Raw genomic sequence first — 21,155 nt, forward strand, 5'->3', positions numbered from 1 at the left:
TCTACTCTTTGGAATTTGCAAAGAAGTGCAGCAAAGCATCTTGCAATATCACCTGCCAAATTACATAGGAATGTGCGCCTTCATAAACCTGATATCTGACCTCATGTCCTTTGGATTTTAAAGCTTGTGCCACGATGGGTGACGTTTCCAGAATACTTAAGTCATTGTTGGTACGCGAAGATTCATAACGATTCGCTGAAATATGAAAATACTGTTGAGGCTGTTTTTTTAAATTATGAATCAATTGATTCATACCATTGATTTTTGAGTGTGGTTCAGGTGACCACCAGAACGAGCCGGATAAAGGCACAGCATGACTAATGTGCTGTGGATTTTCCAAGGCAAGATAAGCTGCACTCAGCCCTCCCAAACTGGAACCGAGAAGAACTGTTTTTTGCTTATCACGTACAATTTTCTGATCGAGCCAAGGCAAAAATTCCTGATTAAAAAAACCTGAAAATTTCGGGTTTGGTGTCAGCTCTTTAGGACGAAGTTCACTATTCGGTGCATGTAAAAAAACCGCTTGAATCGGTGGAAGTTTGCCTTGTTCCACCAGAATATCCAGCACTTTTGGCACATCAACCAAATGGGCATATTCATTTCCATCAAAGAAAATAGCCGTGATATAAGATTGTTGTGCAGTTTTTTTAGATTGATAGATTTCAACACGACGTTGATTTTTTAAAAACTGGCTGGATAGCTGATAACGTTTTAGTTCAGGCTGCGGATGATCTGGATAGCGTTTAGGATCGATAAAGGGAGGGGCTTGATCCAGGGCGATAATATTTTCATTCCTCAGTTTAGAGGCAGTATTTTCTTTAAGCCAGCGTTTTGGATTCAATGGATCAAGTTGTAATACCTGCAATACAGCACGGCGCTGCGCCTGGGGTTCTTTGAGTTCTGGGTTTAAATGTGCACAGTAATTCGATAGATAACCGTCCAAATTTGGTAAATCCACTGCAAAACTATAACTGCCGATATAGCGACGGTTCACAATATTTTCCTTAAACCAGATATCGGTATCGGGCAGGCGAGTCAACCATTCATGATCATTACTCGGGCCACCGACCAGACGCACATTATGTTTGGCTGCTTTCCATAAAAAAATCAGTCGAACATGATCCTGATCAAGTGGCTCAATAATCGGTGTAGTTTGATTTTGCACTTTTTCCCAGAATTGTTGGATTAATCCCGCTCGGTTTTCAGGAGACTGCTTTAATTGCTGCTGTAAACTTTTTAACAGGTCGCTTTTGGGTTGAACTGCTTCACACGCTGCAGCATAAGGTGCTTGCTCCATTGAGGAAGGTGAATCTGCCAAACTATGTAATGATAGTGCGCTTAGTAAGAGTGTGCTTAAGTATAAGTATTTCAAATCATCCCCTGTTAGTTTAAAAAAGTAATGATAATTATTATCAATTGTAAATACAGATTTGTCTTTCAATTATTTTTATATATTTATTCAATTATTTACATGATGTTTTATCAAAACTCATAGCATGACAGGCTACAATAAAGTTCTAATTCATTGTTTTATATTTAAAGTATAGATTTATGTGGCTGAAAATATCGACTCTTGCATTAATTCCAGTATTGGTAATTCAGGGCAATCGCGTCAAAAAAAACACTGTGCAACTCCCAGAACCGGAGGGTGAACGTGAAGGAACGCGGTCAAGGCCAGCCGCTTTCTATACTGATTGTCGGCGATTCTGCGGCTGCCGGCGTTGGGGTAGAGCATCAGGATGATGCATTGCTGGGCGACATTTTAAAAGATTTGCAGCATGACTTTAAAATTCAATGGAAATTGCATGCAAAAACAGGGGATAGCACAGCTAAAGTGATTCGTGCCATAGAACAACTGGAGACAGAACATTTTGATGTGGTCATTAGCTCGGTTGGTGTAAATGATGTAACCAAGCTCATGCCGGCTGATATCTGGATTCAAAAACAGAAAAAACTATATGCCATGATTCAACAAAAATTCAGTCCTGAATTGGTCATTGCAGCAGGTGTGCCACCCATGAATATGTTCCCGGCATTACCAAATCCTTTGGCCTGGTTATTTGGACAATATGCCAAAAAAATGAATCAGCAACTGGCGAAATTCGTAGCAAGCCAAGACAGCATGCAATGGATTGAATATGATATTGAAAAATATCGTGCCATGAATTTAGAAATGGCTGCAGATGGTTTTCATCCGAGTAAGGAAGTTTATACACTTTGGGGACAAGAAGTGGCTAGCAAGATTCGGCAAACACTCTAAAATAGTTGAAAGTTCTCAATTTAAGGAATTCTATGTCTGATATTGAAACGCATCCATTACCGCCTTTTTTACCGCCAAATGCCAAGTTGCTGATGCTGGGTAGTTTTCCACCACCAGCAACTCGCTGGAAAATGAATTTTTATTATCCAAATTATCAAAACGATATGTGGCGGATTTTTGGTTTAATTTTCTTTCAAAATAAAGATTATTTTCTGGATATTGAGAATAAAAAATTTCAGGAATCATTGATCCGTGAATTTCTATTGGAGACTGGAATTGCGATTTTTGATAGTGCCTCTCAGATCAGACGGCTGACGGGCAATGCTTCAGATAAGTTTCTGGAAATTGTGGTACCGACCAATTTAAAGGATTTATTACTACAGATCCCAGAATGTACCTATATTATGACCACCGGTGATAAAGCCACCGATACCATGATGCTGTCTATGCCTGAAGATGCAGAAAAGCCCAAAATTGGAGAGCCGACGCAAACCAACCTGGAAGGACGCGAACTGCATTTATATCGAATGCCTTCATCTTCTCGAGCATATCCGGTTTCTCTGGAGAAAAAAGCCGAAAGTTACCGGATGATGTTTGAGCATGTGGGTTTGGTTTAATATTTAATCTAATAATCAGATAAAAAATGGTTAAAGAGGTTTTAGGTTGTAGATAAGAAATAAACTTACTATTTGTAAGTTAGTAGCTTTATTCATTCACATATTTGGATATTTGACCCAGCGATAGCTATTGATTTTAATCTCCCGGACATGATGAAAGCTGGACCAGATTAACTGGCTACCTTTGGTCCATTTTAAAGCTCGAATACGAGACTCCACCTGCTGTATTTCCTCTGGCGAGGCCGGACGTAAAGGGCCAATTTCTGCATATAAGCGTACTCCTGGATAACGCTTAAATTTACCTTTAAGCAACGAATGAATCCAAAACAGTTTGCTACTGTTGACGGCCTGTATGCAGGCCATGGGTTGATGCTGTAAATTTTCAGAAAAAGTAGTGGAATAAGTATCAAAAAAGAAACCCGCACTGGTCTTTTTGTTGAGAAATATGGTTCCAATCGGAGTAATACTAGGAAAACCTTTGCAATTGACTGTTGCAATAGAGCAATGCATGGCAGCCCGTTGTGCATCAGCGACCACTTGGCGTATCTGATGCCATTCATTATCAGAAATCATGTCTTGATTCTCTTATTATTTTTTATAAATTTTATAACAACTTACTTAGCTTGGCATTGTCTGAAAAAATTGAAGATAGGGCAATTTAATCAATCTAAAATGCTATTTACATCATAAAAAAAGAGCCACATGAGCTCTTTAAAAAATAGAAAACTCGGCGATTAACCATCATATTCCACATAGTCCCACAGGTTTAAACGGGTTTTAATTTCCTGACGGATCTCTGGCAACATCGGCAATAACGTCCCATCAATCCATAAACTGAGCGCCTGTGCAGAGAGCAATTGCTGTTGTTCATCGACTAGTTGTGCGCCTTTTAAGATCACGCAGGTTTCTTCAAGCGCTTCAGTTTCGACACCTTTGAATAATACCTGTAAATCATGACCGCTATCGTGAATCAACCACTCTAACTCGAGCTGTATATTTTCACTGGATTTTAGAACAACTTGACCCTGAATAATATCGGATTCAGACAGACAATCATGTTCTACCCGAATTTTGGCCAAATACCATTCTTGCTGAGATAAATCATGGAGAGTTTTTACAGGCGTCAGAATATCACTGAATTTAAACTGACGGCTTAAATCAAAAAATTGCATGGGAGTAGAGGGCGAAAAAATCGCAAAATATTGGAAAAGTTGAATTTTAAAGCAAGGCTAATCGCCTGTAAAACCCTTTAAGCGATGATAGCGCCAGATGACTTGACGCTACCATGCCCGGAAAATAGATTCTGTACGTTGTGTAATACCAAAGTCATTACAATGTCATTACATTAGCCATTCCCCGGGGAATTTTGTCACCAGATTCATCATAAAACGCTGAAATTTTGTGGTTTCAGGGTCATGTACATGCTGAATAGTACGGCCATCTTTTTGATGCTCTAACCAGATTATTTCATCTTTTTCATTTAGTTTGAGCTGATAGGCCACGCGCGGTAAAAATTGATTCATCGCATTAGAGATTTCCTTTTGAAAATCTTCCGATTTAACCACCAAACCGACTTCGGTGTTCAGATAAGCTGAACGCGGATCAAAATTAAATGAACCCACAAACACCATACCATCCAGATCAAAAAATTTGGCATGTAGACTCGAACTGTTTTTATTTTTGGCCGGGATGATGTCACCAGTCATAATTTCATACCAAGTCCGTTCTGGCCGGACTATATAAGGTTTAAACTCCCAGAGTTCGATGCCATTTTTCAAGAGTTGCTGACGATATTGCTGATAATAAGCATGTACCACAGCTACATCATTGGCCTGAAAAGAATTGGTCAGGATTCTAATTTTGACACCCTGTTGTGCACGCATACTTAAATAATCTGTGCCTTTTTGTGTGGGAATAAAATACGAGGAGACCAGTTCCAGATGATTTTTCGGCTCGCCCATCAGTTCAAGCATATGGGTGTAAATATAATCGCCATTTTTTGCATGCGGACGTGCTTTTGCAGGTGTATCCGCGACAAAATAAGCCGGTGCCCAGTAGATAGGTTGTTTCTTTAAGTGCTCTGCAACTTGTTTTTCGGCAATACCTACTCGGCGTTTTAATTCAGTTTCATCCACTTCTTCGCGCGCAAAATCAGCTCTTAGCCTTTTTAACATTTCCGGATGACCTGAATCATTCAGAGTCTGCCGAACATCATAACTCAGTTTATCATTCCAGAAATTGATGAAGGTCTGATTGGCATTTTCGACGGGTTGACCTGCAAAGAAAATATCGACATCGGTAAACTGGAAATTTTCGCTGGCATCAAAGTATTCACTGCTGATATTGCGGCCACCAGTGACAGCTGCGGTACCGTCTGCAATGATCAGTTTATTGTGCATGCGATGATTGATCTGTTTCATTCGAAAGCCATAATCCAGCGCACGTAAATGACGGAATTTATAAGGATTAAAAATCCGCACTTCAAAGTTTGGATGTTGGCTTAAGGCCAGCAGTTTATCATCAAGCTGGGTGCCATTTTGGTCATCAATCTGCACTCGCACCTTGACACCGCGATCTGCGGCTTTTAACAGCTGGGCCAGCATTATGTTGCCGATAAAATCATCCTTCCAGATGTAATATTGCAGATCCAGATGATATTGGGCTTTATTGATCAGGTGCAAACGTGCGGCCATACTCATAAAACCATCATAGAGCGGTAAAAAAGCGGTTTTTCCTTCATTCATCTGCTGTTTTGAAATTTGATTATCAATCCAGTGCGCAGGTCGAACCGGCGTGATTTCTGCTTGTTCAGCAGTATTTGCAGCCAGTTCGCAGCCAGAAAGAATCATGCTCAAAGTTAAAATGTTCAAACAAACAAAAGGTGAAGGGTTAGTCATTGATGTTCCATTGATTATAGGATTTTTTATTCCTTATCTTCTGATGTTAATAGTTGAATCTCCGAATAGAAAGAGATTACTGTTAGTCATCTGTAAATCAGCAAAAAAGGATAGTTTTACATGAAATCACGTGCAGCGGTTGCGTTTGGTCCAGGTCAGCCCTTAAAGATCGTGGAAGTAGATGTTGCTCCACCCAAAGCAGGTGAAGTATTGGTAAAAATTAGCCATACCGGAGTGTGTCATACCGATGCATTCACGTTGTCTGGTGAAGATCCTGAAGGCGTATTTCCGGCGATTTTAGGCCATGAAGGCGCAGGTGTGGTGGTCGAAGTTGGTGAAGGTGTCACCAGTATGAAACCGGGCGATCACGTAATTCCGCTTTATACTGCTGAATGTGGCGAATGCTTGTTCTGTCAATCTGGCAAAACCAACTTGTGTGTGGCTGTGCGTGCAACTCAAGGTAAGGGTGTCATGCCGGATGGAACCACACGTTTTTCTTATAATGGTGAGCCGATTTATCATTATATGGGCTGCTCAACCTTTTCTGAATATACCGTGGTTGCTGAAGTTTCCCTGGCAAAAATCAATCCTGAAGCCAATCATGAGCATGTCTGCCTGCTCGGCTGTGGCGTAACCACTGGTATTGGTGCGGTGCATAACACGGCTAAAGTCCAAGAAGGCGATAGTGTTGCAGTATTCGGTTTAGGCGGTATCGGTCTGGCTGTGGTACAAGGTGCACGTCAGGCCAAAGCAGGTCGTATTATTGTGGTAGATACCAATCCGGATAAATTTGAACTGGCAAAACAGTTTGGTGCCACAGATTTCTTAAATCCAAAAGAATTTGATCAGCCAATCCAGCAGGTAATTGTAGAAATGACGGGTTGGGGCGTAGACCATTCATTTGAATGTATCGGTAATGTTGATGTAATGCGTTCAGCGCTTGAATGTGCGCACCGTGGCTGGGGTCAGTCGGTGATTATTGGAGTCGCTGGAGCAGGTAAAGAAATTTCCACCCGTCCATTCCAGTTAGTCACAGGCCGTAAATGGATGGGGACTGCATTTGGTGGAGTGAAGGGTCGTTCACAATTACCAGGCATGGTAGAACAATCCATGAAAGGTGAAATTCAACTTGAACCTTTTGTGACGCATACCATGCCGCTTGAACAGATCAATGATGCTTTTGACCTGATGCATGAAGGCAAATCAATTCGTACCGTTATTCATTTTGAATAAGTGAGCGTTTGATTTTGAAAAGACTGGTTTAATACCGGTCTTTTTTATGCGCGTTTCACTTAATTCAGGATACATTAGTGCATGAAAGCGTCACAGAGAATCACTTAAACAACACAAGCCTGCTAATGTCATTACATTCGAGATGCTTATATTAAATAGAGCGTATCAAAATACGTGATTAAACCATTTTAAAAAATAAGGATAAGCGCTATGTCGAATGATAATTTTGATCGTGATGTAATAAAAAACTCTCCTAAAGATGTGCGTGATGATTTAAATGCCGATCCAATTACCGGTGAACCGGGCGCACACCCTGTTGGTACAGGTGTAGGCGCTGCAGGTGGCGCAGCGGCAGGTGTAGCCATTGGTGCAGCAGGTGGCCCTGTAGGTGCAGCTGTGGGTGGGGTTGTTGGTGCAGTGGTCGGCGGTCTGGCAGGTAAGGGTGTCGGCGAAGCAATGAACCCAACAGAAGAACAAGCTTATTGGCGTGATAATTCCATTAATACACCATACTATTCAGAGGCTCGTACCACCTATAGCGATCTGGATTATGACCGTGATTATGATACGGCGTATCGGGTCGGTTATGAAAACCGCGGCAGCTATGATGCCAATACCCGTTTTGAAGATGTTGAACCTGAGCTTAGAGTAAAATGGGAACAGATGAAGGGCCAATCGCGTTTAAACTGGGAACAGGCGAAATATGCGGTACGTGATGCCTGGAATCGCGTTACACACTAATTTTTAATCTGTGTATTGAAACAAGTTTGATTGGCAAGACCTATATTAAATTTACAGGTTTTGCCAATTTTATCGATATTCAACACTATTCAGTAAATTGATAAATAAAAGTAGAAAAGTTAATAAATATTTTTTTATATTTAATGCTTGTCAAATGCGCAGAGACCGCGTATTTTAATTTTAGATTCACATTTTATGAAAGACATAACATGTTAAAGCAACCTATCATTTCAAACGCATATTTTTATTTCTGGCAGTTTAGATAATTGCCTGAATGCGTTTGGGCAATGAACAGGTTGCCCACCAGTTTATACCTGATCGGCAACCCTGATCAGGTTTTTTTATGCTTATCATTTTTACAAAACTTTGGAGACAGCCATGACAAACTTTAACTATTCATATTTTAACAACTTTTATTGGTCTTACTTTAGTCAGCTCATGACACTCTCGACCTCGTTAATTAGACCCATAACGCTCAAATAAAAGTTTGGACTGATTGCCAGTCCCAGGATTAAAGTCATGAATACCTTAAATACATCACAACAACATCACGCTGAAACCATTTTAACTTTACCTCAGCAACTGAAACAGCAATTGCCCCTGTCTGCGCAATTGGCTCATCAAGTCGCTGAACAACGTCAAACCATTCAAAATATATTAGAAGGCAAGGATCATCGATTAATGGTGGTTACAGGCCCGTGTTCCATTCATGACGAAGCCTCGGCTTTAGAATATGCAGAAAAATTAAAACAGCTACAAGCTCAGGTGTCTGATCAAATTTTTCTGGTCATGCGTGCTTATATCGAAAAACCACGCACGACCGTGGGCTGGAAAGGTTTTCTTTACGATCCGAACCTCGATGGTTCTTCCAATATGCAATTGGGCCTGGAAAAATCCCGTGCTTTATACCTTAAAATTATTGAAATGGGCTTGCCAATTGCATCTGAAATTTTAAGCCCGATGGCAACTGCTTATTTTGATGATCTACTGGCGTGGGGTGCCATTGGTGCACGCACCAGTGAATCGCAAATTCACCGTGAAATCTCAAGTCACATGCCCTACAGCATCGGTTTCAAAAACGGCACTGACGGTTCAATCCAGATTGCTCTGGATGCAATCCAGTCTGCCTCTCATCCGCATCAATTCCTGGGCATGAGTCAGTCCGGTTTACCCTGTATTTTAAACTCTCAGGGCAATCCTAAAGCACATTTGATTTTACGTGGCTCAAACAGTGGGCCGAATTACCAGTGCTCAGAAATCGAGAAAATCAAAGCGAAATACTCAGCAGAATTGCCAGCACTGGTGATTGACTGTAGTCATGGCAACAGTGCGAAAAATCCAATGCTGCAAGCTAAAGTGCTGGAGCAAATCGTCGCAGAACGCCTGCAGACCAATGTTCGCGGCGTGATGCTGGAAAGTCATCTGGTGGATGGCAACCAGAAAATTTCTGCAGAGATGGTGTATGGTCAGTCAGTTACTGATGGATGTCTGGGCTGGGCAAAAACTGAACAGTTGTTGCTTGGCATTGCTCAGCATTTATCGCTTCGCTGTCTAAAACGCAGTGCATAAAGCTTTAAAAGCACTTTCTCTGAACAGGTTTGGTGAAAGTGCATTTTATTTTAGAAGCTTAAAGTGCTTCCCAGTAAATTGACTTAACATGAAATACATCACACAAATAAGATGATAAATTTTATAAAATAAATAAAATCTGTTTGTGTCCTCTTATAAATCCCTACACAATTAAAAGACAATATATCCATTTGAATATATAACCTTTTTTTCAATAATTTAATGTCATGGCAGGTTGTTTGGGGATCTTGATGTTTGCAACAGAGCTCTTAGAAGAAGCACGAAAATTCATGCACCACATGCTGACCAAAGTGGTCGAATATGGTGGTTCAGATTTATTTATTACCGCCGACTTTCCACCGAGTATTAAACATCAGGGTTTAATGAAGCCTTTTGGACAGCAAGAACTGACGGCTGAAAAAACCAAGCTGTTTGCCTATAGCCTGATGAATGAAAAGCAGCGCAAGGAATTTGAAACGGAACTGGAGTGCAACTTTGCTATCACTGTGCCGGGTGTTTCGCGTTTTCGGGTCAACGTGTTCCAGCAACAACTCAATGTTGGCATGGTGATTCGTACTATTACCGCAGAAATTCCAAATTTCCAGAAGCTCAAACTTCCTGATTCACTTAAACATGTGATTATGGAGAAACGTGGTCTGGTGCTGGTGGTCGGGGGAACCGGCTCAGGAAAGTCAACCTCGCTCGCTGCGATGATTGACTACCGCAATGAAAATTCAGCCGGGCATATTATTACCGTGGAAGATCCGGTGGAGTATGTACATAAACATAAAAAATCCATGATTACGCATCGTGAAGTCGGCGTGGACTGTCATTCCTGGCACAATGCGCTGAAAAATACCTTGCGTCAGGCACCCGATGTGATTCTGATCGGGGAAATTCGTGATACTGAAACCATGGAACATGCGATTGCTTTTGCCGAAACCGGGCATCTTTGTCTGGGAACTTTGCACTCCAACAATGCCAATCAGACTTTAGACCGGATTATTAACTTCTTCCCGGAAGAGCGCCGCAATCAGTTATTGATGGATTTATCCTCGAATATGAAGGCGATTATTTCCCAGCGTCTGATTCGGACGCAGGATGGTAAAGGCCGTCGTGCAGCGATTGAAATCATGTTAAATACACCATTGATTTCCGACCTGATTTTGAAAGGTGAGTTTCATGAGCTGAAAGCGATTATGGCAAAATCCCGTGAATTGGGGATGCAAACCTTTGACCAGGCCTTATTTGAATTGTATAACCAGGGCGAAATTTCTTATGAGGAAGCGTTACGCAATGCCGACTCCACCAATGAATTACGCTTACAGATCAAGCTGAAAAGTAATCGTCAGGATAATGCAGCAGTCGGAGAAAGTACGCAGTTTTCTATGCTACAAGAACCAAAACCTGAAGAAAAATCAGCAGAAAATCAAAATGTAGCTGAATAAAGAGTGTCTTGAAGCACAATCAAAACAGGTAGATTTGAATTCTGCCTGTTTTGGGTTAGCTATTTTTGACTGCTTTAGCCTGAACCACCAGATGAAAATATCCCATACTACTTAGGGTCAAGACAGCACAAATCACAAAAGCAGTTTGATAACTATAAGCGGCAATGATAGCACCGATCAGGACTGAGCCAATGGCAATACCCAGATCATAGCAGGTATAAAAAGTCGAAGTTGCGTAGCCAATCCGGTGTTTTGGTGCACGTTGAATGGCTAAGGTTTGAATGCACGGTTGCACACTACCAAAACCGACTCCGACCAGAACCGCAGCCAGCATAAATCCCCATAAAGTCTGAATCTGGCTCAGTAAAAACAGACCCAGACTAAAAGCCAGCAGTGCCGGATAAATCACGTATTGTGGACCTTTGCGGTCATAAATTTTTCCAGTGATCGGACGCAGGCTCATCATGGAAATTGCAAATATCACAAAGAATAAACCGGCATAGGCCATTAAATCCTTACTGGCTGCAAATGGCGCGATAAAAGACATGATGCTGGCATAAGAAAAGGAAATCAGCATGGCAAGTCCTGCCACAGGCAGTGCTTTCTTTTCGACAAAATCAGTCAGCCCTAGTGATGTTTTCTTGTCGGTGTTGTCGATCATTTTTTCAGGCTCTTTGACCGGAATCAGTAAACAGAAGATAAAGCCGATAAAAACCAAAGAGATCAACAAGGTGCTGACCTGAAAATAAGACCAGTATTCAATTAAACTCAGACCAATTAAAGGCCCCAGGACAATTCCCAGATTGACAGACATGACAAAATAACCCATGCCTTCGCCTTTACGCTGTTCTGGAATAAACTGGTTGACCACCGGCACACAGGCTGTGGTCAGAATACTAAACCAGATGCCATGCAAGAAACGGATGATAAACAGAATCGTGAGCTGATCAGCGAGCAGGTAAGCTAAGGAAAAAAGACTGAAAAATATTTCTGAGACAATTAAAGTTTTGCGTATGCCAAATTTTTCGATAATTAAGCCACTAAAAGGACGTACTGCAATGGCAGAGACCATAAATAAGGTCATGGCCAGACCAGCTTGGGTCAGATTACCACCTAATTCTTTTAAGATATAAATCGGCAAAATTGTGGTTTGCGCAAAATAGAAAATAAATAAAAACAGGTTGTTGGCCAGACACAGTACAAATGACTTGGTCCATAACGGCGCTACAATGGCATTCATGATTATCCTAAAATGATGGGTGATGAGACGCTGGTCTTAGAATGGGGGAATTATTGTTATAAATAAGTGTGGCATATTCAGGAGTGCAGCGCGTCCTGTTCAGTACTTTAGGAAATATACGTGAAAAATACAATAATATTTTAATATGAATATATGTAATTGAAGCCGATTGGGAAAGCTGAACAATATCTATGGCATAAAAAAAATCAGCCCGCAGGCTGATTTTCTAAATATAAGCGGGTTTATAGGCCAGCTTCATATGCTGTATTGGAAAGCAGGTGTTCAACATCTGACATATTGTCTGGTTTGATTTTATAGATCCAGCCTTTGCCATAGGGATCGTCATTAATAAAATCAGGATCATCTTCAAGATCAGGATTGATTTCAACAACAATACCAGAAACAGGTGCATGAATATCAGACGCAGTTTTGACCGATTCAACTACACCGGCTTGCTGACCCGCAGTGATGTGTGAATCAAGATCTGGTGCCTCTACATAGACCAAATCACCTAATGCATCCTGTGCATGGTCGGAAATACCGGTCACAACAAGATCACCCTCAATGCGTACCCATTCATGCGTACTTGCGTACTTTAATTCTGAAGGATGATTCATTGATAACTCCTTAAAAATCTTTAGATCATTTTTGACATGTTTTATACATTCTTTTTGGCCAAAACAAAAGGCTTATGACCCTTTATAAATAAGGATCTTTGCGCCAGTTGCTCGGGCTGCGACCACTCCAGCGTTTAAATGCCCGGCTAAAATTGGCGACATCACTATAACCAAGTTCATCAGCAATCTGCTCCAAGCTAAAGTCGGTCCGGGACAATAACGACGTCGCATGCCGGTAGCGTACTTCATCGACCAGCGTAGAAAAAGAGGTACCTTCAGCCGCCAGCTGACGTTTTAGGGTGCGGTCGGACATATGCAGACGATCTGCCACACTTTCAATACTCAGATAATGCTGCTCGGAATGGGTTAGAATATCACGGACCCGCATCGCAATCCGGTGTCGCTCGCCCAAGGCCGAGAGTTCAGTTTCACACTGGTTAATTGCAATCTGACTGGCAATCGGGTCGGCATGTACCAGCTTGTTCATCAGGTAGCTCTTATCAAAGCTCAAGATCAAATGCGGCTGTTCAAAGCGAAACTGATGATGTGGAAATTTGGCCATAAAGCGCTCAAAGCCTTCCGGTTTTTTGAAATCAAAATCGATTTCTCCAGCGGCATAATCAATTCCGGTAATGGCCTTGGCCATACTGATCATGCCAAAAATCAGTGCAATCGAGATTTCGGTGCGTAAGGGTTCCAGCTGAATATCGGTTTGCAACTGGACTGTAGCCTTGGCACCAAAGGTGGAAAAGAATAGCTGTAAAAAGGGCATACGCAGCTGGATGAAACGGTTGGCCAGTACTAATGCATCGGTAATATCCTTGGCCGTCATGATGGCATAGCCGATAAAACCATGAATAGAAATCCGCATCTGGGTACCCAGATGATAACCAAGTGTCGGTTCACCGCTCAGCTTGAGGGCATGTTTGACCAGTTCATTGGCCACAGGTGTCGGGATGCGAAAATCAGGATCCGCCAGCTGCTCCGTACTCAGGCCAAAGGACTTGAACAACGATTCGTCATTATATCCCCAGCGGGAAATGACATCGAGCAGCAAAAGAGCGTATACACCTGGAATTCCCTGATCTTGGCGTGGAGCAATTGTTTTCATGCGCGATCCGTTGCACTCACTTAAATTTTTTTATTTATGGTCTGATATTGGCATGAAACTGCCATTTTTTTCATTAAAATTGTTGGACAAAGTTTTGGCTATTGCCACAATCATTGTGGCAGATTAGCCTGAATTTCGCCTAAAAATCAATTTAAACCGGAGAAAATCCTCGTTTAAATACCACAATTTTAGTGGTTGAACTAAAAATCATTTTATGATGCTGGTCAAATGCCTGCGTCTGGTAGCTAACGATCCCACGATCAGTTTTGCTTCTGGAGGGCTGAATATCCATGATTTCGACTTCGACGTGAATTTCATCCCCGGGGCGGGTCGGACAAGGCCAACGCAGATGCGACTCTGAACCAATGAGCCCATAAGCCACAGGAAAACATTCAGTCCACAAGCGCATAACCACTGCCGCAGTATGCCAACCACTGGCGGCAATTCCCTGAAATACCGGATGGGCTGCAGCTTGCTGTTCATCAGTATGAAAGACTTGTGGGTCATAAGCCCGGGCAAAATTTTGAATTTCTTCCAGTCCCATATGATATTTACGGCTGCTAAAGCGGTCAGCGATGTTCAAATCTTCCAAATACAGCATTATTCACGATCCTTCGTTGCTTTGATCTGTTGTTGTATCAGTAATCCGCCCGTTTGACGCTGCCAAAACTGGGCGTAGATTCCATTTAATGCTACCAGTTCATCATGGGTACCTTGCTCGGCAATTTTGCCTTGATCCATTACAATCAGGCGATCCATCTGGGCAATTGTCGATAAACGATGCGCAATGGCAATTACGGTTTTGCCTTGCATCAGATCATCGAGGCTGTTTTGAATGGCCGCTTCGACTTCAGAATCCAGCGCACTGGTGGCTTCATCCAGAATCAAAATGGGTGCATCTTTTAGAAATACCCGTGCGATTGCAACACGTTGACGTTGACCACCAGAAAGTTTTACACCACGCTCACCGACATAAGCCTCATAGCCTCTTTTGCCGCGTAAGTCGGTCAGATGAGGAATAAACTCTTCTGCTTTGGCTTTACGTACCGCTTCATACATCTCTTGATCGGTTGCATCCGGACGACCATATTTAATGTTTTCAGCGACAGTGCGATGTAGCAGTGAAGTATCTTGAGTCACTAATGCAATGTTCTTGCGCAAACTGTCCTGAGTCACATCGTCAATATCCTGACCATCGATCAAGATACGACCCTGGTTAATATGATAAAAGTGCAACAACAGTTGAATCAGGGTCGATTTACCTGCGCCTGAACGTCCCACAATCCCGATTTTTTCACCCGGGCGAATGGTCAGGTTAAACTGGTCAATGACATTTTTATCATTATAGGCAAAGCTGACATTGTCGAATTTAATTTCACCATGCTGAAGCTGTAGCTCTTTGGCATTGGGTTTATCTTCAATGGCAATCTTGCGGCCTAAAGTTTTCATACCATCCTGAATGGTCCCGACATTTTCAAACAGGGCAGAGGTCTGCCACATCATAAACTCGGCAATACTGTTCAGTTTGAGTATCATGGCCGTGGTGGCTGCAATAATGCCCAATTCGGCCTGTCCTTCCATCCATAGCCAGATGGCCGTACCCAACACACCGCCATAGAGAATAATGCTCAGAAATAAAATACTGATTTCATACTGAGCCCCCAGACGCATCTGTTTGTAAACCGTGACCATAAATTCCTGCATGGAGGTTTTAGCATACTGGCTTTCTCGACCAGCATGGGCAAACAGCTTGACAGTCTGGATATTGGTATAGGCATCGGTGACACGGCCGGTCATGACGGCACGCGCATCGGCCTGTGACTTGGAAATCTTGCTTAAACGCGGAATAAAGTACCAGGCCGCACAGATAAATAGCAGTAGCCACACCATCAAAGGGATAACTAAATAGGGAGAAATATTGCCTAAAACGATATTGATGGTGACGAAATAAATCAGCACATAGGCCAGCATATCTCCCAAAATGACCCAGAATTCCCGGATGGCCAGCGCCGTTTGCATGACTTTGGCAGATAAACGTCCGGCAAAATCATTATGGAAAAAATCCAGACTTTGTTTCATCAGTAAATTATGAAAGCGCCAGCGTAACCGCATCGGAAAGTTGCTATACAAAATCTGGTGCTTGATCAGGGATTGGGCACTGGCAAAGAAAATATTGGCCAGCAGGATAATGCTCAGCAAGGTTAGGTTGCTGGCATGTTGTTCCAGAAAAGTATCTGGCTGGCTTTTGCTGAGCCAATTTACCAGATCGCCAATTTTTGAGTAGAGTAAGGCTTCAAAGCTGGCAGCACCGGCCGTACACAGCACCAGAATCAGCAAATAACGGCGCACACCGTAGGCTGCCTGCCAGACAAATGGAAAAAACTTGGTCGGTAAAGGTTGATTCAGGTTTTTGGTGGGATAGGGATCAACCAGTCTTTCAAGCCATCGAAACATTATCGTACTCTTATCATGCATTTTGCTTTGTAGTGATTATAAAGGATTGAATTTTTTTAAGCCTAGGATTAGATGAAATAGCCACAAAATTATTATCCAAATCAGACTTTACTTTTCATGCCAGATACGTAATTCTAAATCCATAATTATATTAAAGTTTAAACCATTTTTCCTCATAAAAAGAATCAAAAACGAGAGAGCTTAAAGATGAGTATTTGGGTAGTGGCCAGCCGTAAACGAGGCTCAGGAAAAACCATGATTGCGATGTATATCAATGAGTTATTACGTGGGCAAGGCGCGACCTTGCTAATTGATGCCAATCTGGAACCGTATGGTTATGAATGGGCAAATCTGAAAAATAAACAATTTTCTTTCGAGCATCTGGATATCTTAAAACAAGATGGTCGTAGTCTGGATCATCGTCTGGAACTACTGAAACAGCAGTTCGCCTATATTATTGTTGATATTGACGGGCAGGATACATCTGCCTTGCGTTCAGTCCTGAAACATGCAGATAAGCTGATTATTCCCAGTTCCATCAATCCAGAAGATATTCAACTTGAAACCGAACTGGTGCAATTGGCGATTGGGATCGCACAATATAATACTCAATTAAAAATTTATACGGTATTGAATAAGATTCCTGAACAGCAGCAACTTGCAGAAATGAAACAGACACAGCACCTGCTCAAGCATATGCCCGGTGCACAGTTTCTGAACACGGTGATTTATGAGCATCAAAGCTATCATCATTTATTACTAAACGGCGAAAGGATCTGTGAAGAGCAGTTTGACTCAGAACATGATTTTTATAAAATGCTACAAGAACTGATGCAGCCGCAAGCGTCTGTAATCTCAGCCTGAGCATCTCAATATCCAATCTAATATTTGTTTAAGTTGTCGTTTTTTATATTTTTATTTAATTAGACCAATTAAAAAGCCTGAAACTGTAGCCAGTTTCAGGCTTTTATTTTATTTGAAGATTGTCGCAGCTTTTCAGGAAACGCTAAAAGATTCCTTGAGGTCGAAACCTGAAGGTGCCTGATACACTTTTAGGCCAAATTCAGGAATAATCGCCAACAGGTGATCCAGAATATCCGACTGGATATTTTCATACTCGACCCAGACCGTGGTATTGGTAAATGCATAAATTTCCAGAGGCAAACCTTCACTGGTCGGTTGTAACTGACGAACCATCAGCGAGTGATTTTTACTAATTCCCGGATGCTGTTGCAGATAAAACTCCACATAGGCACGGAAAGTCCCCAGATTGGTCAGACGGCGCTGGTTATATTGCGAATGATGGCTGAGCTGCAAGTTAAATTGCTGCAGTTCTTCAGTTTTGGTATTTAGATATTGATCCAGCAGAATAAATTCTTTCAGCTTGTTCTGTTCCTCAGCTGACATGAAATGCACGCTGCTCTGATCGACATGAATGGAACGTTTAATCCGGCGCGCACCGGCTTCCTGCATGCCACGCCAGTTTTTAAAGGTATCCGTCACCAGTTTATTGGTCGGAATGGTGGTGACTGTTTTATCAAAGTTCTGCACGGTAATAGTGTGTAATGACATATCAATGACATCGCCGTCCGCATTTAAAGATGGCATTTCAATCCAGTCACCAATACGCACCATGTCATAAGAGGAAATCTGTACCGAAGCCACCAGCGATAGGATAGTATTTTGGAACACCAGCATCAGTACCGCAGCCATGGCACCAAAACCGGCCAGCAAGGTAAAGACATCTTTCTTGAGGAAAGTCCCCAGAATCATCAGACCACAGACGATGAAGATAATCAGCTTGACCAGTTGCAAATAACCTTTAATCGGTTTGTTGCGCGACTTCGGATTGCGCTGATAAATCAGGTTGAAAATATTCAGCAATTCACCAATCGCCAGAGCAATGGTCAGGAAGATAAAGGCTTGCGCACCCATCTGGATAAAGGTCTCGACCTTGTCAGATAAATGCGGAACGGTGGTAATTCCGTTCATAATCACAATGGCCGGTACAATATTGGCGATACGGCGAATGACGCTATGCTCGGCAACAATTTCATTATGGGCAAAAGGCATTTTGGAAATCAGTTTGCGAATTCCACGAACAACGACTTGTTTGGCAAATAGATTTGCAATAATTGCCAGTAAAATCACGATGCTCAATGAAGAGAACATTTCTAGCCAGGGATACTGATCAGCCCACACTTGTATATTCTGGACAACCTTAAACTGTTCCAACTTAACTTTTCTCGCACTATTAAAATTGTGAAAGAGTTTATAGCTTTAACCTGGGTTTTTTAATTTTAATTAAACTTTTAATACATATCTTTGGGAAATATTGACCGGAAACCTGATTTGAATAAGTGTCTGGCATTAAAAAAACCGGCCTGAGCCGGTTTAATAACATGTTGAAGTTAAAAATAAATTACCACATCAGGTCATCTGGAATCACATAAGCTGCATATGGATCTTCTTCATCGGTGATTTCTTCATTTTTCTCTGAATTATTCACAATGATAAAGCCCTGCATTTTGGCATTAATACGATCTCCCAGAGCTTTGGGCAAGAACACATAACTGTCATTTTCACGCGCAATCACCAGACTGCCTGCCACCAGCGCATTATAGATCTGCTGGTTCAGGTAAACCTTCTTGATCTTGCTGTCATCAATAAACTGATATACCGCATCGCCATCCGTATCGCGGATTTTGTGCTGGTTAATCATCTGGATGATTGCGGCTTTCAGTTCTTTTTCCTGTAAAGCTGCTTTTTTCTCTAGCTCGATGGCTTGATCTTTGGCCAGTTTCTGCTGCTTGTCTTGCTCGATTTTCGCCTTGATTTCAGCATCGGTGCTGTCACCAGTACGTTTTTCATGCACAGCCTGTTTAGACAGTTTTTTGGCTTTTTTATTATCGACCAAACCTGCCTTTAACAATTGTGCCTGCAATGCATTTTTAACCATGAGAATGTCCAGAAATTAATCGTATTGATGTCGATAACGTAAATAAATCACCCAGTAGGTCAGGCTGAGAATCAGGCTCAGCACTGCCGGGATCAGGAATGCATTTAATTTTAAATAAGGATAAAGCCAGCTGGCAAGAATACCACCGCTTAAGAAACCGAGCAAAATAAGTAAATGTAAGACGACTCGTCGTGGCTCTACATCCAAGCCACGCAAACGGTAGCCCAGCGCCAAGCCGAGGTCGGTCAGTACGCCAGATAAATGCGTGGTGCGAATGATGGCACCTTTATAGTGGCTAACCATGGCATTTTGCACACCCATGGCAACACAGGCCCATAACAAGGCGTAGCGCGGGAAATAGGGCAATAATAACCAGCAGATCAAAATAAAAATAGCCACCAGGCTTAAAGGGTAACCATAAAGCTGCCCCAGGCGAAAGTGACTATTTCCAAGAATGAGCCCGCTATAGGATGAACCAATGACATAGCAGAGTGTGACCAGAAAGAGATACAACATCTGTTCTGGTTGCCAGTTCAGCAGGGCCATGGCCAGCATGCTGACATTGCCGGTCATATGTGAAACAGACTGGTGCAGTACCGTCACCAGACCGAGGACGTTAATCATGCCGGCATTGACCGCAAGAAAAAACGCCCCTAATTGTACCCAGGTAGGTAAACGCTGTAATGGCATAACAACATCATTGGCTAAACATATTGATTAATCAATATAAAATCAATTTGATGCGCGGTCTACTGCTGCAGTAAATAAAACATCAGTCGATGAGTTTAGCGCGGTTTCAGTAGAGTCCTGCAATACGCTGATGACCATACCAATCGCAACGACTTGCATGGCTATATCCGAAGAGATCCCGAACAGGCCGCATGCAACTGGAATCAGTAACAATGAACCGCCTGCAACACCAGAAGCACCACATGCCGAGACGGTTGCCACCACAGAAAGAATCAGCATGGTACTAAAGTCCACGCTAATGCCCAAGGTATTGACTGCTGCCAAGGCGAGAACCGTAATAGTCACTGATGCACCACCCATATTGATGGTCGCTCCCAGAGGGATGGCAATGCTTGAAGTCGATTCTTTAACACCCAGACGTTTCGCCAAGTCCAGATTGACCGGAATGTTGGCTGCTGAACTACGGGTAAAGAAGGCGGTAATGCCACTTTCACGTAAGCAGGTGAACACCAGTGGATAAGGATTTTTGCGAGTAACGGCAGCAACAAGCAACGGATTGATGACCAGTGCAACAAACACCATTGTGCCTAACAATACAGTCAACAAATGTACATAGCTCGTCAGCGTGTCCAGACCAGATTCAGCAAAAGTGACTGCCACCAGACCAAAAATACCCACAGGCGCAAAGCTGATCACTAAACGAATCACATAGTTCACTGCAAAGGCTGCATCATTTAAAAGCGTCTTGGTGCTATCCGATGCATGACGGAAAGCGATGCCTAATGCCACTGACCAAGCCAGAATACCAATAAAGTTTGCTTCAGCAATCGCAACGACCGGATTGGTAACAAAACTGAGCAGTAAATTCTTCAGGATTTCTACCAGACTGCCAGGTGGCTGTAAGTCAGCTTGTGCAGCGATATCCAGAAACAGCGTACTTGGAAATAAGATACTCGCAACCACGGCGCTCAGTGCAGCAAGGAACATACCCACTGCATACATGATCATAATCGGTTTGATGGGGGTGTTGGATTGACCCACCTTAAAATTCGCGATAGAAGCTAAAACTAAAATGAAAACCAGAATCGGTGCAACAGACTTCAAGGCTTTAATAAACAGGTCGCCCAATAGGCTTAATGAGGGAGTAGCTTCGGGAAATACCACAGCCACACCCACACCTAAAATAATGGCGATGATGATTCGAGAGACTAAGCTCATGCGCATAAGGGCAGAAAACATAAGGTTGCCTTGTGAAAATTACGAGGGCTAAATTTGGGAAAAAGTTGCGCTATTTTATACTTAATTTAAACAAGGCTTAA

General features: G+C 42.3%; 19 protein-coding genes and 1 pseudogene. 7 read left to right on the forward strand and 13 right to left on the reverse strand.

Annotation, left to right across the window (positions count from 1 at the left end):
* Position 1: 1 nt before the first annotated feature.
* Positions 2-1,372, reverse strand: a complete 1,371-nt coding sequence (locus tag FTT73_RS11110) for an alpha/beta hydrolase-fold protein (protein WP_257232879.1) — start codon at positions 1,370-1,372, stop codon at positions 2-4.
* A 179-nt stretch (positions 1,373-1,551) separates the two neighbouring features.
* On the opposite strand from FTT73_RS11110, the pseudogene FTT73_RS11115 reads away from it, so the two are divergent.
* Together FTT73_RS11115 and FTT73_RS11120 are read left to right on the forward strand one after the other, a co-directional pair.
* Positions 1,552-2,260, forward strand: a pseudogene (locus FTT73_RS11115) (SGNH/GDSL hydrolase family protein).
* Positions 2,261-2,292: 32 nt separating this feature from the next.
* Positions 2,293-2,877: a uracil-DNA glycosylase family protein gene (locus tag FTT73_RS11120; RefSeq protein ID WP_005097010.1), complete on the forward strand. Its 585-nt coding sequence runs from the start codon at positions 2,293-2,295 to the stop codon at positions 2,875-2,877.
* A 96-nt stretch (positions 2,878-2,973) separates the two neighbouring features.
* On the opposite strand, the gene FTT73_RS11125 is transcribed toward FTT73_RS11120, so the two are convergent.
* From FTT73_RS11125 to FTT73_RS11135, 3 genes are all read right to left on the reverse strand, one after another.
* Entirely contained in the window at positions 2,974-3,450 is a 477-nt protein-coding gene (locus tag FTT73_RS11125; RefSeq protein WP_005097009.1) for a hypothetical protein, read from the reverse strand.
* A 161-nt stretch (positions 3,451-3,611) separates the two neighbouring features.
* Positions 3,612-4,049: a hypothetical protein gene (locus FTT73_RS11130; protein ID WP_005097007.1), complete on the reverse strand. Its 438-nt coding sequence runs from the start codon at positions 4,047-4,049 to the stop codon at positions 3,612-3,614.
* A 168-nt stretch (positions 4,050-4,217) separates the two neighbouring features.
* Positions 4,218-5,774, reverse strand: coding sequence for a phospholipase D family protein (locus FTT73_RS11135; RefSeq protein WP_180077809.1), 1,557 nt, complete (start codon positions 5,772-5,774; stop codon positions 4,218-4,220).
* A gap of 120 nt (positions 5,775-5,894) precedes the next feature.
* Here FTT73_RS11135 and FTT73_RS11140 point away from each other — a divergent pair, with 120 nt between their 5' ends.
* The 4 genes from FTT73_RS11140 to FTT73_RS11155 all read left to right on the forward strand — a co-directional run bounded on the left by FTT73_RS11140 (position 5,895) and on the right by FTT73_RS11155 (position 10,765).
* Positions 5,895-7,007: an S-(hydroxymethyl)glutathione dehydrogenase/class III alcohol dehydrogenase gene (locus FTT73_RS11140; RefSeq protein ID WP_005097005.1), complete on the forward strand. Its 1,113-nt coding sequence runs from the start codon at positions 5,895-5,897 to the stop codon at positions 7,005-7,007.
* 210 nt (positions 7,008-7,217) lie between these two features.
* Positions 7,218-7,748 (forward strand): hypothetical protein, encoded by a 531-nt coding sequence (locus tag FTT73_RS11145; protein WP_005097004.1) that lies wholly within the window; start codon positions 7,218-7,220, stop codon positions 7,746-7,748.
* Between the two features lie 519 nt (positions 7,749-8,267).
* Positions 8,268-9,317 carry a 3-deoxy-7-phosphoheptulonate synthase gene (locus FTT73_RS11150; RefSeq protein ID WP_100535139.1) on the forward strand — a complete coding sequence of 350 codons (1,050 nt, stop codon included), beginning with the start codon at positions 8,268-8,270 and terminating at the stop codon, positions 9,315-9,317.
* Between the two features lie 251 nt (positions 9,318-9,568).
* Positions 9,569-10,765: a PilT/PilU family type 4a pilus ATPase gene (locus tag FTT73_RS11155; RefSeq protein WP_100328582.1), complete on the forward strand. Its 1,197-nt coding sequence runs from the start codon at positions 9,569-9,571 to the stop codon at positions 10,763-10,765.
* 55 nt (positions 10,766-10,820) lie between these two features.
* On the opposite strand, the gene FTT73_RS11160 is transcribed toward FTT73_RS11155, so the two are convergent.
* The 5 genes from FTT73_RS11160 to FTT73_RS11180 all read right to left on the reverse strand — a co-directional run bounded on the left by FTT73_RS11160 (position 10,821) and on the right by FTT73_RS11180 (position 16,187).
* A complete protein-coding gene (locus tag FTT73_RS11160) occupies positions 10,821-12,005 on the reverse strand; it encodes an MFS transporter (RefSeq protein ID WP_180191434.1) in 1,185 nt (394 codons plus the stop codon).
* 242 nt (positions 12,006-12,247) lie between these two features.
* A complete protein-coding gene (gcvH, locus tag FTT73_RS11165) occupies positions 12,248-12,622 on the reverse strand; it encodes a glycine cleavage system protein GcvH (RefSeq protein ID WP_005097000.1) in 375 nt (124 codons plus the stop codon).
* Positions 12,623-12,704: 82 nt separating this feature from the next.
* A complete protein-coding gene (locus FTT73_RS11170) occupies positions 12,705-13,733 on the reverse strand; it encodes an AraC family transcriptional regulator (RefSeq protein ID WP_005096998.1) in 1,029 nt (342 codons plus the stop codon).
* Positions 13,734-13,884: 151 nt separating this feature from the next.
* Positions 13,885-14,334: a MaoC/PaaZ C-terminal domain-containing protein gene (locus tag FTT73_RS11175; RefSeq protein ID WP_005096996.1), complete on the reverse strand. Its 450-nt coding sequence runs from the start codon at positions 14,332-14,334 to the stop codon at positions 13,885-13,887.
* Positions 14,334-16,187: an ABC transporter ATP-binding protein gene (locus tag FTT73_RS11180; RefSeq protein WP_180191435.1), complete on the reverse strand. Its 1,854-nt coding sequence runs from the start codon at positions 16,185-16,187 to the stop codon at positions 14,334-14,336. Before FTT73_RS11180 ends, FTT73_RS11175 begins: the two co-directional genes overlap by 1 nt.
* 207 nt (positions 16,188-16,394) lie before the next feature.
* On the opposite strand from FTT73_RS11180, the gene FTT73_RS11185 reads away from it, so the two are divergent.
* Positions 16,395-17,051 (forward strand): hypothetical protein, encoded by a 657-nt coding sequence (locus FTT73_RS11185; RefSeq protein ID WP_180191436.1) that lies wholly within the window; start codon positions 16,395-16,397, stop codon positions 17,049-17,051.
* A gap of 132 nt (positions 17,052-17,183) precedes the next feature.
* On the opposite strand, the gene FTT73_RS11190 is transcribed toward FTT73_RS11185, so the two are convergent.
* From FTT73_RS11190 to sstT, 4 genes are all read right to left on the reverse strand, one after another.
* Positions 17,184-18,422, reverse strand: coding sequence for a mechanosensitive ion channel family protein (locus FTT73_RS11190; RefSeq protein WP_180085364.1), 1,239 nt, complete (start codon positions 18,420-18,422; stop codon positions 17,184-17,186).
* A gap of 187 nt (positions 18,423-18,609) precedes the next feature.
* The gene (locus FTT73_RS11195; RefSeq protein WP_180191437.1) at positions 18,610-19,146 is read right to left on the reverse strand and encodes a DUF2058 domain-containing protein; all 537 of its coding nucleotides are present in this window, start codon (positions 19,144-19,146) and stop codon (positions 18,610-18,612) included.
* Between the two features lie 15 nt (positions 19,147-19,161).
* Entirely contained in the window at positions 19,162-19,836 is a 675-nt protein-coding gene (locus FTT73_RS11200; protein WP_180191438.1) for a YoaK family protein, read from the reverse strand.
* 42 nt (positions 19,837-19,878) lie between these two features.
* A complete protein-coding gene (gene sstT / locus FTT73_RS11205) occupies positions 19,879-21,075 on the reverse strand; it encodes a serine/threonine transporter SstT (protein WP_180085366.1) in 1,197 nt (398 codons plus the stop codon).
* Positions 21,076-21,155: the final 80 nt, after the last annotated feature.

Source organism: Acinetobacter sp. YH01006 (assembly GCF_013420445.1).
Classification (GTDB): Bacteria; Pseudomonadota; Gammaproteobacteria; order Pseudomonadales; family Moraxellaceae; genus Acinetobacter; species Acinetobacter pseudolwoffii.